Annotated in this window: 13 protein-coding genes and 2 pseudogenes; 8 read left to right on the forward strand and 7 right to left on the reverse strand. The window is 72.0% G+C overall.

The genetic code is table 11. From position 1 onward, the window contains the following. Positions 1-437 (forward strand): SpoIIE family protein phosphatase (locus AQJ91_RS49595; protein WP_159054604.1); only part of this gene is annotated, 437 nt, incomplete at its 5' end. On the opposite strand, the pseudogene AQJ91_RS18815 reads toward AQJ91_RS49595, so the two are convergent. Then, positions 355-654 (reverse strand): annotated as a pseudogene (locus AQJ91_RS18815) (family 43 glycosylhydrolase); the annotation flags it as partial. The gene AQJ91_RS49595 and the pseudogene AQJ91_RS18815 overlap by 83 nt on opposite strands. On the opposite strand from AQJ91_RS18815, the gene AQJ91_RS55695 reads away from it, so the two are divergent. Next, complete coding sequence (locus tag AQJ91_RS55695) at positions 575-751, forward strand: hypothetical protein (protein WP_234382590.1); 177 nt, start codon at positions 575-577, stop codon at positions 749-751. The pseudogene AQJ91_RS18815 and the gene AQJ91_RS55695 overlap by 80 nt on opposite strands. Before the next feature lie 14 nt (positions 752-765). On the opposite strand, the gene AQJ91_RS18820 is transcribed toward AQJ91_RS55695, so the two are convergent. The 5 genes from AQJ91_RS18820 to AQJ91_RS18840 are packed head-to-tail and all read right to left on the reverse strand — an operon-like array spanning position 766 to position 6,148. Continuing rightward, on the reverse strand, positions 766-2,484 hold the full coding sequence (locus AQJ91_RS18820) for a PhnE/PtxC family ABC transporter permease (RefSeq protein WP_067022638.1): 1,719 nt from the start codon (positions 2,482-2,484) through the stop codon (positions 766-768). After that, entirely contained in the window at positions 2,481-3,227 is a 747-nt protein-coding gene (locus tag AQJ91_RS18825) for a phosphonate ABC transporter ATP-binding protein (RefSeq protein ID WP_067022641.1), read from the reverse strand. Before AQJ91_RS18825 ends, AQJ91_RS18820 begins: the two co-directional genes overlap by 4 nt. Further along, positions 3,224-4,117: a putative selenate ABC transporter substrate-binding protein gene (locus AQJ91_RS18830; RefSeq protein ID WP_067023191.1), complete on the reverse strand. Its 894-nt coding sequence runs from the start codon at positions 4,115-4,117 to the stop codon at positions 3,224-3,226. The genes AQJ91_RS18825 and AQJ91_RS18830 overlap by 4 nt, the downstream gene beginning before the upstream one ends. Positions 4,118-4,122: 5 nt before the next feature. Further along, the gene (locus tag AQJ91_RS54465) at positions 4,123-5,049 is read right to left on the reverse strand and encodes an Rv1678 family membrane protein (protein WP_067022645.1); all 927 of its coding nucleotides are present in this window, start codon (positions 5,047-5,049) and stop codon (positions 4,123-4,125) included. Continuing rightward, positions 5,042-6,148, reverse strand: coding sequence for a radical SAM protein (locus AQJ91_RS18840; RefSeq protein ID WP_159054605.1), 1,107 nt, complete (start codon positions 6,146-6,148; stop codon positions 5,042-5,044). The genes AQJ91_RS54465 and AQJ91_RS18840 overlap by 8 nt, the downstream gene beginning before the upstream one ends. Before the next feature lie 114 nt (positions 6,149-6,262). Between AQJ91_RS18840 and AQJ91_RS18845 the strand changes: the two genes are divergently transcribed. Beyond that, the gene (locus AQJ91_RS18845) at positions 6,263-6,907 is read left to right on the forward strand and encodes a class I SAM-dependent methyltransferase (RefSeq protein WP_067022649.1); all 645 of its coding nucleotides are present in this window, start codon (positions 6,263-6,265) and stop codon (positions 6,905-6,907) included. 22 nt (positions 6,908-6,929) lie between these two features. Further along, positions 6,930-8,441, forward strand: a complete 1,512-nt coding sequence (locus tag AQJ91_RS18850; RefSeq protein WP_067022652.1) for a glycosyltransferase 87 family protein — start codon at positions 6,930-6,932, stop codon at positions 8,439-8,441. Here the strand turns inward: AQJ91_RS18850 and AQJ91_RS49605 are convergent. Continuing rightward, a pseudogene (locus AQJ91_RS49605) lies at positions 8,398-8,616 on the reverse strand (helix-turn-helix domain-containing protein); the annotation flags it as partial. The gene AQJ91_RS18850 and the pseudogene AQJ91_RS49605 overlap by 44 nt on opposite strands. A 345-nt stretch (positions 8,617-8,961) precedes the next feature. On the opposite strand from AQJ91_RS49605, the gene AQJ91_RS18860 reads away from it, so the two are divergent. From AQJ91_RS18860 to AQJ91_RS18875, 4 genes are all read left to right on the forward strand, one after another. Beyond that, a complete protein-coding gene (locus AQJ91_RS18860) occupies positions 8,962-9,411 on the forward strand; it encodes a zinc ribbon domain-containing protein (RefSeq protein WP_079085050.1) in 450 nt (149 codons plus the stop codon). Between the two features lie 60 nt (positions 9,412-9,471). After that, positions 9,472-10,719 (forward strand): CaiB/BaiF CoA transferase family protein, encoded by a 1,248-nt coding sequence (locus AQJ91_RS18865; protein WP_067022658.1) that lies wholly within the window; start codon positions 9,472-9,474, stop codon positions 10,717-10,719. Positions 10,720-10,812: 93 nt separating this feature from the next. Next, positions 10,813-11,991 carry an acyl-CoA dehydrogenase family protein gene (locus AQJ91_RS18870; protein ID WP_067022661.1) on the forward strand — a complete coding sequence of 393 codons (1,179 nt, stop codon included), beginning with the start codon at positions 10,813-10,815 and terminating at the stop codon, positions 11,989-11,991. A gap of 26 nt (positions 11,992-12,017) precedes the next feature. After that, a complete protein-coding gene (locus tag AQJ91_RS18875; protein WP_067022664.1) occupies positions 12,018-12,800 on the forward strand; it encodes an electron transfer flavoprotein subunit beta/FixA family protein in 783 nt (260 codons plus the stop codon). Positions 12,801-12,817 lie beyond the last annotated feature (17 nt).

Here is a 12,817-nt window from a genome sequence, read left to right on the forward strand (position 1 = left end):
TCGAGCCCACCCATCCGGCCCCGCCCCTCGGGCTGCGCGCCCTCACCGGCCAGACCCCCGGTCTTCAGGTGCTGCCCTTCACCGACGGGGACCAACTGCTGCTCTACACCGAAGGGGTCACCGAGGCCCGCGACCACGGCCGGGAGTTCTACCCGCTCGCCGAAGGGCTGGCCCGCCATGTGTCCGACGAGCCGGCCCGCACCCTCACCGCCCTCCATGACGAACTGCTGGCCCATGTGGGCGGCCGGCTGCACGACGACGCGGCACTGCTCCTGCTCCGCAAACCGGTGCTGCCCGGCCCGGCATCCGGCGTCGGCGGGGCATCGCACCGATGCCCCGCCGACGGTGGTCCGGCTATTCCCCGGACCACGCGGTCAGTGGGACGCCCAGGGCCACGGGAGTCCCGAAGTTCGGTGTGCCGTCGGCGTTCCGCTTGAACTTCTGTGCCCTGGTGCTGCGGTTCATGTCACAGCCACCGCTCGCGGAACTGTTGGCGTGGTAGACCATCCAGTCCTCGGTCCCGTCCGGCGACTTGAAGAAGCCGTTGTGACCGGGTCCGTACACGCCGTTGGCGTTGGACCGCTGGAAGACCGGGTTCGGGGACTTGACCCAGGACGAGGAGCTGAGCGGGTCGCCGCCGTTGCAGGTGAGCATGACTTACAGCTGGGAGACGGTCGGCGGCGCGGCAGGGGCACTGCGCCGGGTCCTCCTGGTCGGCGCTGACCTGGGGCGGCGCTCACCAGCGAGCTGAGCGAAGGCCGCCGCTCAGGCCCGCAGCGCGCGTCGCAGTCGGCGTCCCAGTACCTCGACGGCGAGGCTGACCAGCAAGGACGCCAGCAGGACGCCGGTGACCACGGGGAAGTCGAAGGCCGCGAGACGCTCGCTGAGCAGCCGGCCCAGCCCCGCCGCGCCGACGACGCCCACGATGGCGGTGTCGCGTACGCAGATCTCGAACCGGTAGAGCGTGTACGTGACCAGGTGGTTCGCGGACGGCGGTCCCACGGACACGACGGCCGAGACCACTCGGGGCACACCGGCGTTGCGCAGGGACTCCCGGGGCGTGAGGTCCATCGTCTCCCACGCTTCGGCGACCAGCCGGCCGAGGATGCCGCCGGTGTAGAGCCCCAGGGCCAGAGCCCCGGGCAGGACACCAGGGAAAAGGCCCAGGAGGGCGACGACGGCCCACACCGTCGGGGGGATCGACCGCAGCACCAGGAGCAGCAGCCGGGCGATCCCCCACCCGGCCCGTCGACCCCAGTCCGCCGGGCCGCGCCGCCCGGCGCGTGGCCGACCCGCCCAGGGGCCCACGACCAGGGTGATCAGGACCGCTACCACCATGGCGAGGACGGCCATGGTCACGGTGTCGAGGACGGCGCCGGTCAGCGCCCGCAGACCGCCCTCCGGGAGCGCGGGAGGCCACAGGTCGCCGAGCAGCCGACCGGCGCGCTCCTGCGTGCGGGCCGAGACCAGGCCGGCCGGTGAGAGGCCGACCCACCACCAGGCGGCCACGATCGCCGGCACCACCAGGGCCAGGGACCAGCGGGTCGAGCGGGACAGCCCACGCGGCGACCGGCCCCCGCCCCCGGACCGATCACGCCCGACCGACCAGTCGGCACACGTCACCACCGCGACGTCGGAGCGGACACGGCTGCTCCACAGCTCGACCAGCCCCGCGAGGGCCAGCAGCGCCGCGACCAGCGTCCAGACCTCACCCCAGTTCCGCGACTGCAGACTCACCGTCAGTTCGAACCCCAGACCACCGACACCGGCCACCCCGAGCACGACGGCGGACCGCAGGGCGCACTCGAACCGGTAGAAGGAGTACGACAGCAGCAGCGGTGCTGTGCCGGGCAGCAGGGCGTACGCCAGCGCGGAGCCACGCTTGGCACCGGCGGCCCGGAGCGAACGCAGCGGCCCATCGGGTACGGCGTCGAAGGTCTCCCCGAAGACCTGGGCGCTCTGCGCGCCGAAGGGCAGCGCGAGGGCCAGCACGGCGACGAGCGGGTCGAGGCCGAGCACGCTGACGAGGAACAGCGCCCACACCAACTCGTGCACCGACCGCACGGCCACCAGCGCGCCGCGCAGCACAAGCCGCCCCACCCGTACGGGCCACGGCAGCGCACCGCTCCACGCCACGTCACTGAGGACCAGCCCGCCGACCAGGCCGATCACCAGCGCCCCCGCCGTCCCGAGCAGCGCCAGGGCCAGAGTCGTCGCCGTCGCCTCCAGGACCACGCCGAGGAAGCCCGGGTCCAGGGAGGGGCGCAGCACGGTCGCCGCGAGGTCGTCGAGCAGGGCCAGACCGCCCCGGTTGACCAGCTCACCGCCCGACGGGACGGCACGGTCAACGGCCCAGGCCAGCAGCCCGGCCACCGCCAGCAGCGCGGTGAGCCTGCGGAGCAGAATCCGCCGCCCGCTCACGGGCTTTCGCCCCGGCGCGGATACGGTCGGCGGGGTGGGCGGGGCGTCGAGTTGGAGCGTCATACGAGCTCATAGAGGTCGCGCAGGGCCTCGTCGGTCGCCTCGGCGGCCGGGACGTCGAGGACGATCCGGCCCTCGCGCAGGCCCACCACGCGGGTGCAGTGCGCGCGGGCGAGGGCCGGCTGATGCAGGCTGACGATGAGCGTGCGCACGGTCGGTGAGGCGCCGAGCAGGCCGAGAACCCGCGCGGCACGCACCGGGTCGAGGCTGGACACGGGCTCGTCGGCCACCACCAACTCCGGCTCCTGCACCAGGAGTCGGGCGATCGCCACCCGCTGCCGCTCGCCGCCGGACAGACGCTCGGTGCGTTCGTACAGCGCCCAGCCCAGGTCGACCTGTTCGAGCGCGTCGCGGACCACGTCGAGCGAGTGCGGCCAGACCAGCGAGGCCAGCGCGCGGGTGGTGCCCCACCGGCCGAGCCGGCCCGCGTTGACGTTGTGCACCACCCGGACCTGCTCGATCAGGGCGAGGTCCTGGCTCACCGAGCCGATGCGCCGCTGCAGCAGCCGCCGTTGCCCGGCCGTCAGGCGTGCGGGGTTCGCACCGAAGACCTCCAGGCTGCCCGTGGTCGGCTCCAACGACCCGTTGAGCAGAGCCAGGAGCGTGCTCTTGCCGGCGCCGCTGGTGCCGAGCACCGCCACCTTTTCCCCGGCGTGGACGGTGAGGTCCAGCTCGCTCAGGGCCTCGTGCGTGCCGAACCGGCGCCCCGCTCCGCACAGCCGGATCACCGGTGGAGAGTCGCTCACTTCAGCAGCCCCAGGTCGCGGGCCACGTCCTCGATCCGGTCGTAGGCGGAGTTCTTCGTGCGTACGAAGGACTTGGCGCCGAAGAGCTTCAGCAGCTTCGCGTCCTCGGCGTTCTGGTCGTCGAGGCCGAGGAGCAGGTCCAGCACGTTCTCCTGGGTGCCGTCACCGAAGGTCTTGTCGAGATCCGGGCGGGCCAGCCAGTGATAGTCGGCGTAGCCGGGAGTGCGCCACAGCACGGCCACCTTGCTCAGGTCGACCTCGCCCGCCTCGACGGTGGCGTCCCAGACCTGCTTGTTGACGGCCCCGGCCTCGAAGCTGCCGCCCGCGACGAGCTCGATGGTGGCGTCATGGGAGCCGGAGAAGCCGGGCTTCCCCCGCAACTCACCCTGCTCAAGCCCGGCTTGCCGCATGAAGTACTGCGGCATCAGCCGGCCGGAGGTGGACGTCTCGCTGCCGTAGGTGAAGGTGTGCCCGGCGAGGCCACGCAACCCGTCCACCTTCTCGAACGGCTTCAGGCCCGAGCCGGTGTGGGCAATGAAGAGGCTGTGGAAGTCGGCGTCGATGTCCCGCTGCGCGACGGCCGTGGCGCCGGGTACGCGTGCACGTGCCTGGACGCCGGTCAGCCCGCCCATCCAGGCCAGGTGGATGTCGCCGATCTCGAACGCCCGCACCACGGCGGTGTAGTCGGTGACGGGTCGGTAGGCCACCTTCAGCCCGGTCGCGTCGGCGAACCGCTCGGCCACGGCGGGGTAGAGCCGGTTCAGCAACTCCGGGTCCTGGTCCGGAATGGCGGAGATCCCGAGCTGCCGCGTCTCGGACGCGGCCCCGGTCCCGCAGGCGCTGAGCAGGAGCGTCGCTCCGGTGCCGAGGAGCAGCGTACGTCGGGTCATCGGTTTCACCGGTCCGACACCTCCTTCTTCTTGTGGTCGACGTTGCTGTGCGAGGCGACGGCCGCGGCGACCAGCGCGACGGACAGCAGGAAGGCCGCCGAGGTCGCCGTACCGCCCAACAGCGGGTCGCTGAAGCCGGTCTGGGCGTGCAGGGTCAGCGCGGCCCCGGCAGCGACGGCCGCCGCCGCCCGGCCGAGGACGGCGCTCCCGCCGCGGGCGGCGACCAGCAGCAGGACACCGGCCAGCACCAGCACCAGGCTGCCGGCGAGGTTGTACCGGCCGACGCTGATCATCAGGTCCCAGGCCCGCAGGTAGTGGCCCTTGGCGGCGAGGGGATCGTCCCCCGCCGAGCCCAGCGCGCCGAGGCCGCCGAGGACCACCGCGATCACGCCCCAGAGCAGGCCGAGCCGGCGGGCGGAGCCGACGCCCGCCCGTAGCGCGTCGACGGCGAACGCCCGCCCGGCCGAGGAGAACAGGATCGCCACATGGGCGCCGATCATCAGCCAGTAGGCCCACGGCCACTCGTGCGGGGCCTCGGCGACCGAGAGCCCGATGGACAGCGACATGCCCACCCCGAGAGCCGCCGCCACCCGCACCCAGGCACCGGTCAGCAGCAGCACCGCCAGGGCGCTCTCGGCGATCAGCACTCCCCAGCCGAAGACCTCGATGTTGGGCAGGACGGCCTTCTCCACGACCCAGCTGTACGGCGGGAACACCGGGTGGCTCACGGCGAAGGCCGTCCACTTGTAGAGCCCGCCGTCGGCGTCCCCGAAGTCCGGGGGCACCTTCCACGACACGTTGTGCAGCCACATCAGGCCGAGCAGCACCCGGAGGAAGGCCGCGCCGCCCGCCTGTCCGCGCGGGACGGGGTCGGTGGCGGGGGCGAAGAGCCAACCTGCCCGTCGTTTCCCGGAGATGGTTCGCTCACGCACAGCGGAACACCTCCCGTCCCGACCGCGCTGCCGCGTCCTGCACGGCGAGTGTGTCCCGTACGACGCCGAAGACCTCGGCCAGCGGCAGCGGGGCGTCGGCGATCCGCAGGTGCGGGTCGGTGACGGCCACCGGGTGCCACCAGGCGCCGTCCGCGGTGAGCGTCGGCTCCGGCTCCAGGGTGTCGAGGGAGACGTGCACTCCCTGGTCGGCGAAGCCCTCATGGGCCACCGGCCGGATGACCCGGTCCGGTACGGCGATCCCGGCGTCGTCGAGGCGCCGGTGCAGCGCGTCCACGCCCTTCGGGTCCTCGTCGTACAGCGTGGCGGCCACCCGCACCCGGAACCCGAGCGAACGGGCCAGCGTGATCCCGTCGAGCGCCCGCGACCACGACCCCGAGCCTCGTTGCCGGTCGTGCAGTTCGGGCGTGGCCGAGTCGAGGCTGATCTGGAGCACCACGCCCCGGTCGAGGCTCTCCAGGGTCGCCCGGCGCGTACCCCTCGCGAAGATCATTGCGTTGGTCAGCACGGTGCGCTCCAGACCGGCCGCCGCCGCGATCAGGGCACCGAGCTGCGGATGCATGAACGGCTCGCCGCCGGTGAAGAACACCTCCCGACCGCCCTGGGCCGCGAACTCCTCGAACACCGCGGCGGCCACGGCCGGGTCGAACCGCCGGGCCGCGGCCTTCGGTGAGGACTCGGCGCAGCAGTATCCGCAGGCGAGGTTGCAGTCGAAGTTGGTGTAGAGCCACAGCCGACGGCCCACCGGCGTCCGCTCACCCCGGGTGAAGACCGTGCCCGCCTTGTCCCCCTTGCTCTTGCTCTCGCTTTTGCTCACGGCGAACCACCAGGGGCCCCCGGCAGACTCGGCGACCTCGCCGACGACGTCGTGCCCGACCAGGTCGGCCCACGCCGGCAGATCGGTGACGACGCTCGCCTCCGCGCTGCGCACACCGAGCAGCTGCCCGGGTTCCAGCCGCCTCATCGCCCGCGTGATCAGCAGCAGGAGACCGCTGCCGCAGTCCATGTCGCCGCCGTCGACCAGCGCCTGGACCTCGCCGAGCGGAGTCGGCGCCGGATCGGGAATTGTCCGTTTGACCATGGCCGTCACCGTAGCCACGACCAGGCACGGCAAGGAGGGTACGGCTCCTTACGGAACCATGACGGCACCTCCCAGCAGGGCCGAGCCGGCCCCACCGGCGCTACCGTCACCACCATGACGGACCACGGCATCCCGCGCCCCGACGACGCAGCGACCCGGACGGAGTTCTGGGAGGGCGTCCACCACAGCAAGGACGTCGACGGAGTCTCCTGGTGGCAGTCGGTCCCGGGACTCTCCCTCGGCCTGGTCGACAAGGCCGGGCTCGGCCTCGACGAGCCCGTCATCGATGTGGGTGCCGGCTGGTCGACGCTCGTGGACCACCTCGTCGAACGCGGCTACCGCGACCTGTCGGCGGTCGACCTGTCGGTCACCGCCCTGCAGACCGTCCGCGACCGGCTGGGTCCGGCGGGCGCGGACGTCGTCCTCACCGTGGCCGACGTCCTCGACCTGCGCATGGGACGCCAGTACGCGCTGTGGCACGACCGGGCCGTTTACCACTTCCTCACCGAGCCCGACGAACGCGCCGACTACCTCGCCTCGCTGGACCGCTCACTGCGACCGGGTGGATGGCTCGTCGTGGCGACGTTCGGCCCGGACGGCCCGACCACATGCAGCGGCCTCCCGATCGTCCGCTACACCCATGCCGAACTCGCCGCCCAGTTCCCCGGCTACGAACTCGTCGACACCGCCGGTGAGGAACACCTCACTCCGTGGGGCACCTCCCAGCAGTTCACCGCGGTACTGATGCGACGCCTCTGAGCTGGTGGTGGGAAATACGCCGGTGGGGGCGATCCGCATCCGAACCGCCGTCACCGCCGCCCTGCTCGCCGGGCTCACCGCATCCGTCGTCGCCGCCGTCCGCGTCGACGGCATGCTCGAGGACCGCGGCCGCACCCTGCTCTGGAACGGCATCGCCTGGGCGCTGTTCGCGGCCGCCGCGTGGAGCGTGCGCAGGGTGCCGGTCCGCGCGGCGACCGCGCTGGTGCTCGCGGGGGGCGCGGCCGTCGCGGTCGCGGGCCTGACCGCACCGCCCGGCACCAGCAGCGACATGTACCGCTACGCCTGGGACGGCAAGGTGCAGGCAGCCGGGATCTCCCCCTACGACCATCCGCCCGTGACACCGGAACTGGCGCGGCTCCGCGAGGGCTGGCTCTTCCCGCCGCAGACGGCCTGCCAGGACCCGGCCCTGGTACGGAACCTGGAACTGAACACGGCGGACGGCGTGTGCACCCGGATCAACCGCCCCACCGCCCACACCATCTACCCGCCGGTCGCCGAGGGCTGGTTCGCCGCCGTGCACGAACTGTCCCCGGACGGCAGCCGGCACAAGGCCCTGCAGACCGGCGGCGCCGCCCTGGCCATGGGCACCACGGTCGCCCTCATCGCTGTGCTGCGCCGACGAGGCCGCGCCCCGCACGTGGCCGCGCTGTGGGCCTGGTGCCCGGCCGTCCCCGTCGAGGCCGTCAACAACGCCCATGTCGACGCCCTCGGCGTACTGCTGACCGTGCTGGCCTTCGGCACGACCGCCGGCACTCGCCGCGGGGCGCTGCTCGGCGCGGCCATCGCCGTCAAGCTGTACCCGGTCCTCGCCCTGCCGGGCGCCCTGTCCGGACTCCGCCCCCGCCAGGCGACGCGCGTGCTGCTGCCCGCCGTCGCCGTCATCGCGCTCGCCTACCTTCCATACGTCCTCGCCTCCGGCGCCGGCGTCCTGGGCTACCTGCCCGGCTACCTCCACGAGGAGGGCTACGACTCCGACACCGTCCGCCGGTTCGCCCTGCTGCGCCTCGTCCTGCCGGCCCCGGCAGCGGGCCCGGCCGCCGCTGCCCTGCTCCTGCTCACCGCCCTGCACGTGCTCCGCCGCGGCGACCCGGCCCGCCCCTGGAGCGGCGCCCTACTCGTCACCGGCACCGCCCTGCTGCTCACCTCGCCCGCGTACTCCTGGTACGCCCTCCTCGTCGTTGCCCTCGTCGCGCTGGACGGCCGCTGGGAGTGGCTCGCCGTCCCCGCCGCGGGAGCCGTCCTCTACATCGGCGGCGAGCCGTGGGGCGGGCACGTCTCCCTGCAGTCACTGTCGTACGGGACCGCGGCACTGGCCGTGCTCACCGGCGCGGCAGTCCGCACGGCCTGGCGTGCCGACAGTGCCTTCCGGACTTGCTGCTTCGGAGCGCGCCGGGAAGGGCGCCTGACGGGCATCTTCCCTGGCCAGGCCCAACAGGCGTCGGAGGACGTGACTGGTCAGGCGCCCGGGTTCAGTCGGAGCGAGGCCGGACCGGCCCCACGTCGCACGCCGTGATCACGGCCTGGATGCGGTCGCGGGCGCCGAGCTTGGCGAGGACGCGGCCGACGTGTTTCTTCAGGGTGGACTCGGTCAGGACCAGGCGTTCGGCGATCTCGGCGTTCGTCCAGCCCTGGGCGATGGCCGGCAGGACTTCGTGCTCGCGGTCGCTCAGGGTGCGCAGCCGCGGGTCGGTCTGGAGGATCCGTGCGGGAACGCCCGTCCGCAGGGGACTGAGGGCCCGGGAGCGGCCCGGATCTTGGCCTGACAGCAGATCCGACGGGTCCCGAGACGTCTACTCGGGTCGGCGGCGTCACCGGCACGCCAGGTCACTGACCCGTCACGCATGGCCGCCGGTCCGCGTCGTCAGGGTAGCGCCGAGAAACCGCTTCTGACCTCGGTGAATGAAACGCGTTCCGCGCACAAAGATGCGTCAACTCGTCGTTGACCGGCGTTCCTCGGCAGGGCCAGGGTGAGGGAGCCATATCGGATTCCGATCACCCGTTTCCGGTCACCCAAGTGAGCGCAGGAGGCTGTGATGCTCCAGACAGACAGCCGTGAACACACCGAGTTCCGGATGGACCATGACGCGGCTCCCGCGGCCAGGACCGCGCCCGCCACCCCGACCGCGCCCGCCACTCCGGCACCGGCGGTCTGCGGCGAACTGCTCTTCCAGCGCTGCCTCTGGTGCGGCACTCCGGCCTACCGCCGTTCGTTCTGCCGGGCTTGCGGGTCCACCGCCTTCAAACGGGAGCGCGGCACCGGTGCCGGCGCCCTCGTTCGCCGTATCGGTCAGACCCCGCTCAACACCTGGTTCGTCGCGATGGACGAGGGATTCACGCTGGTCTGCCAGGTCACCAGGGCGGAGCCGGTCGTGGTCGCGGTCGGGGCGAGGGTGCGTGTCGTACGGGCCGTGGGCCCGCTCGATCAGGGGCTTCCACATGTCGAACTCACCTACCGGGCAACGTCGTTGGAGCGTTGGTGGTGACGGGAAACGGTTCCGGCCACGGCACGTTCGCGTAGGCGGCACGAGCAGAGAGGAGGGTGCGTGGGCACCCAGTACCACGCGTCGGACGAATGGGCCGGCGCAGTCGACGGGGCGGGACGGGGCGCGCTAGAGGGTCTGCGGATCGCCGACTTCTCCCGGGTTCTCGCGGGGCCCTATGCCACGATGCTCCTCGCCGACCTCGGCGCCGACGTGGTGAAGGTGGAACGGCCGGGCACCGGGGACGACACCCGGGCCTGGCACCCGCCGGCGGACCACGACGGCACATCGACGTACTTCCTGAGCGTCAACCGGAACAAGAGGTCCGTCGTGCTGGATCTGACGACCGAGGAGGGCATCGAACAGGCCCGGGCCCTGATCGCCGAGTCCGACGTACTGGTGGAGAACTTCCGCCCCGGCACGATGGAGCGGCTGGGGCTCGGTCATCGGGAGCTCCGTGCCCGGCACCCGAAGCTGATCTACTGCTCGATCAGCGGATTCGGCAGCGGCGCGGGAGCGGCGATCCCCGGATACGACCTGCTCGTGCAGGCCGTCGGCGGTCTGATGAGCGTGACCGGGGACGCGGCCGGCGAGCCGGTGAAGGCTGGCGTGGCCCTGGTCGATGTGATCACCGGACTGCACGCCTCGCTCGGCATCCTCGCGGCCCTGCGGCACCGGGACGCCACAGGTGAGGGGCAGCTCGTGGAGACCAACCTGCTCGGCTCGCTGCTGTCGGCCATGGTCAACCAGGCGTCGGCATACGCCGTCGCCGGTGTCGTCCCGGGCCGCATGGGCAACGCGCACCCCAGCATCGCCCCGTACGAGACCCTGCCGACCGCCGACCGTCCGCTCGCCCTCGCGGTGGGCAACGACCGGCAGTTCGCCGCACTCGCCGAGGCCGTCGGAGATCCCGGCCTCGCCCGCGACGACCGCTTCCGCACCAACTCCGACCGGGTCGCGCACCGCGCCGAACTGCGGGACATCCTGACCGAGCCGCTCAGCGCCGCGGGAGCCGACCACTGCTCGACCGTCCTGCTGGCCGCCGGCGTGCCCGCCGGACCGGTCAACACCCTCGACAACGCCTTCGCCTTCGCCCACAAGCTCGGCCTGCCCGGCATCGTCGACATCCCTGCCGCACCCGCGGACGGAGAAAGAGGCAGACCCTCCCGCCAGGTCGCGCACCCCATCGCGCTCAGCAGGACACCCGCCCGGTACCGCATGCCCCCGCCCCGACTGGGCCAGCACACCGCGCAGATCCTGCACGGCCCGTCCGACCTCCTGCACGATCCGTCCGACAACGCCTCCGCGTGATGTCGAACGGAGCGGTCGCCTGACCGTCCGCAGCGTCCCCACCACGACCGAACCCACCACCCGATTTCCCACCCCGACCACAAGGAGACCGACATGAGCGGCGCCAAGCCGATGAAGGACCCCCTCGACCTGCTCGACCTCGCCTCCGTCCTCACGGACGAGGAACGCGAGATCCAGGCCACCGTCGCCAAGTTCCTCGCCGACCGGGTCCGCCCGCACATCGGCGAGTGGTTCGAGAATGCTCACTTCGCCCGCGAACTCGCCCCGGAACTCGGCAAGTTGGGCGTGCTCGGCATGCACCTCGAAGGCTACGGCTGTGCCGGCACCAACGCCGTCAGCTATGGCCTGGCCTGTCTGGAACTGGAGGCGGCGGACTCCGGCTTCCGCAGCTTCGTCTCCGTGCAGGGCTCGCTGTCGATGTACTCGATCTGGAAGTGGGGCTCGGAGGAGCAGAAGCGGGAGTGGCTGCCCCGGCTCGCCGCCGGTGAGGCGATCGGCTGCTTCGACCTGACCGAGCCCGACTTCGGCAGCAACCCCTCCGGCATGCGCACCCGCGCCGTCCGTGACGGCGGCGACTGGATCCTCAACGGCTCCAAGATGTGGATCACCAACGGCGGCATCGCCGACGTGGCCACCGTGTGGGCGCAGACCGAGGACGGCGTCCGCGGCTTCCTCGTGCCGCGTGGCACGCCCGGCTTCACCACGCAGGACATCAAGCAGAAGATGTCGCTGCGCGCGTCCATCACCTCGGAGCTGTACTTCGACAGCGTACGGCTGCCCGACTCGGCCCGGCTGCCGCTCGCCGAGGGCCTGCGCGGACCGCTGTCCTGCCTGAACGAGGCCCGCTTCGGCATCCTGTTCGGCGCGGTCGGCGCGGCCCGCGACTCGCTGCAGGCGGCCATCGAATACGCCGACTCCCGCGTGCAGTTCGACAAGCCGATCAGCGCCTTCCAGCTCACCCAGAAGAAGCTCGCCGACATGACCGTGTCCTTGGGCAGTGCCGCACTACTCGCTCTGCACCTGGGCCGTCTGAAGGACCAGGGCCGCATCCGACCCGAGCAGATCAGCGTCGGCAAGCTGAACAACGTCCGCGAGGCGATCGCCATCGCCCGCGAGTGCCGCTCCGTCCTCGGCGCCAACGGCATCTCCCTGGAGTACTCGCCGCTGCGCCATGCCAACAACCTCGAGTCCGTCCTCACGTACGAGGGCACCAACGAGATGCACACGCTCGTCGTCGGCCAGGCGATCACCGGCTACCCGGCGTTCCGCTGAGCACCGAAGGCTGAAGGAAGACGACCGTGAACATCGTCGTACTCGTCAAGCAGGTCCCGGACACCGCTGCGGAACGCACCCTGTCCGAGGCCGACCACACACTCGACCGCGCTGACGCCGATCTCGTCCTGGACGAGATCAACGAGCGCGCGGCGGAAGAGGCCCTGACGCTGAAGGAGACGGCCGACGCCGAGGTCACCGTCGTGTCCATGGGACCCGACTCCGCGCTCGACGCCATCCGTAAGGTCCTGGCGATGGGCGCCGACCGCGGCATCCACATCTGCGACGACAGACTCCACGGAGCCGACGTGGTGACCACCGCGAAAGTGCTGGCAGCCGCCGTGCGGACAGTGGGGGACGTGGACCTGGTCCTGGCCGGCAACGCGACGACAGACGGACAGGCGAGCGCGGTCCCCGCGATCGTCGCGGACCTGCTCGGCCTGCCGCAGGTGACGCATGCGCGGAAGCTGACCGTGGACGCGGGCCGGGTGCGCGCGGAGCGCGAGGCCGAGAACGGCGAGGCGACGCTGGACGCGCCGCTTCCCGCGCTGGTCAGCGTCACGGAGAAGATCAACGAACCGCGCTACCCCTCCTTCAAGGGGATCATGGCCGCCAAGAAGAAGCCGGTGGCGACGGTCGACCTCGGCGACCTGTTCCCCGCAGCGGACGACGCCGGGTTCCTCGTGACCCGCACCCGTGTGGTGGAGGCCGTCCCACGTCCGGCGCGGGCCGCCGGAATCCGTATCACGGACGACGGCTCGGCCGGCCGGCGGCTCGTCGAATACCTGATCGCCCAGAAGCTCGTCTGAACAGCCCCGACCCAGAA

Origin of the sequence: Streptomyces dysideae, from assembly GCF_001514305.1 — a bacterium.
In the GTDB taxonomy this organism is placed as follows: domain Bacteria; phylum Actinomycetota; class Actinomycetes; order Streptomycetales; family Streptomycetaceae; genus Streptomyces; species Streptomyces dysideae.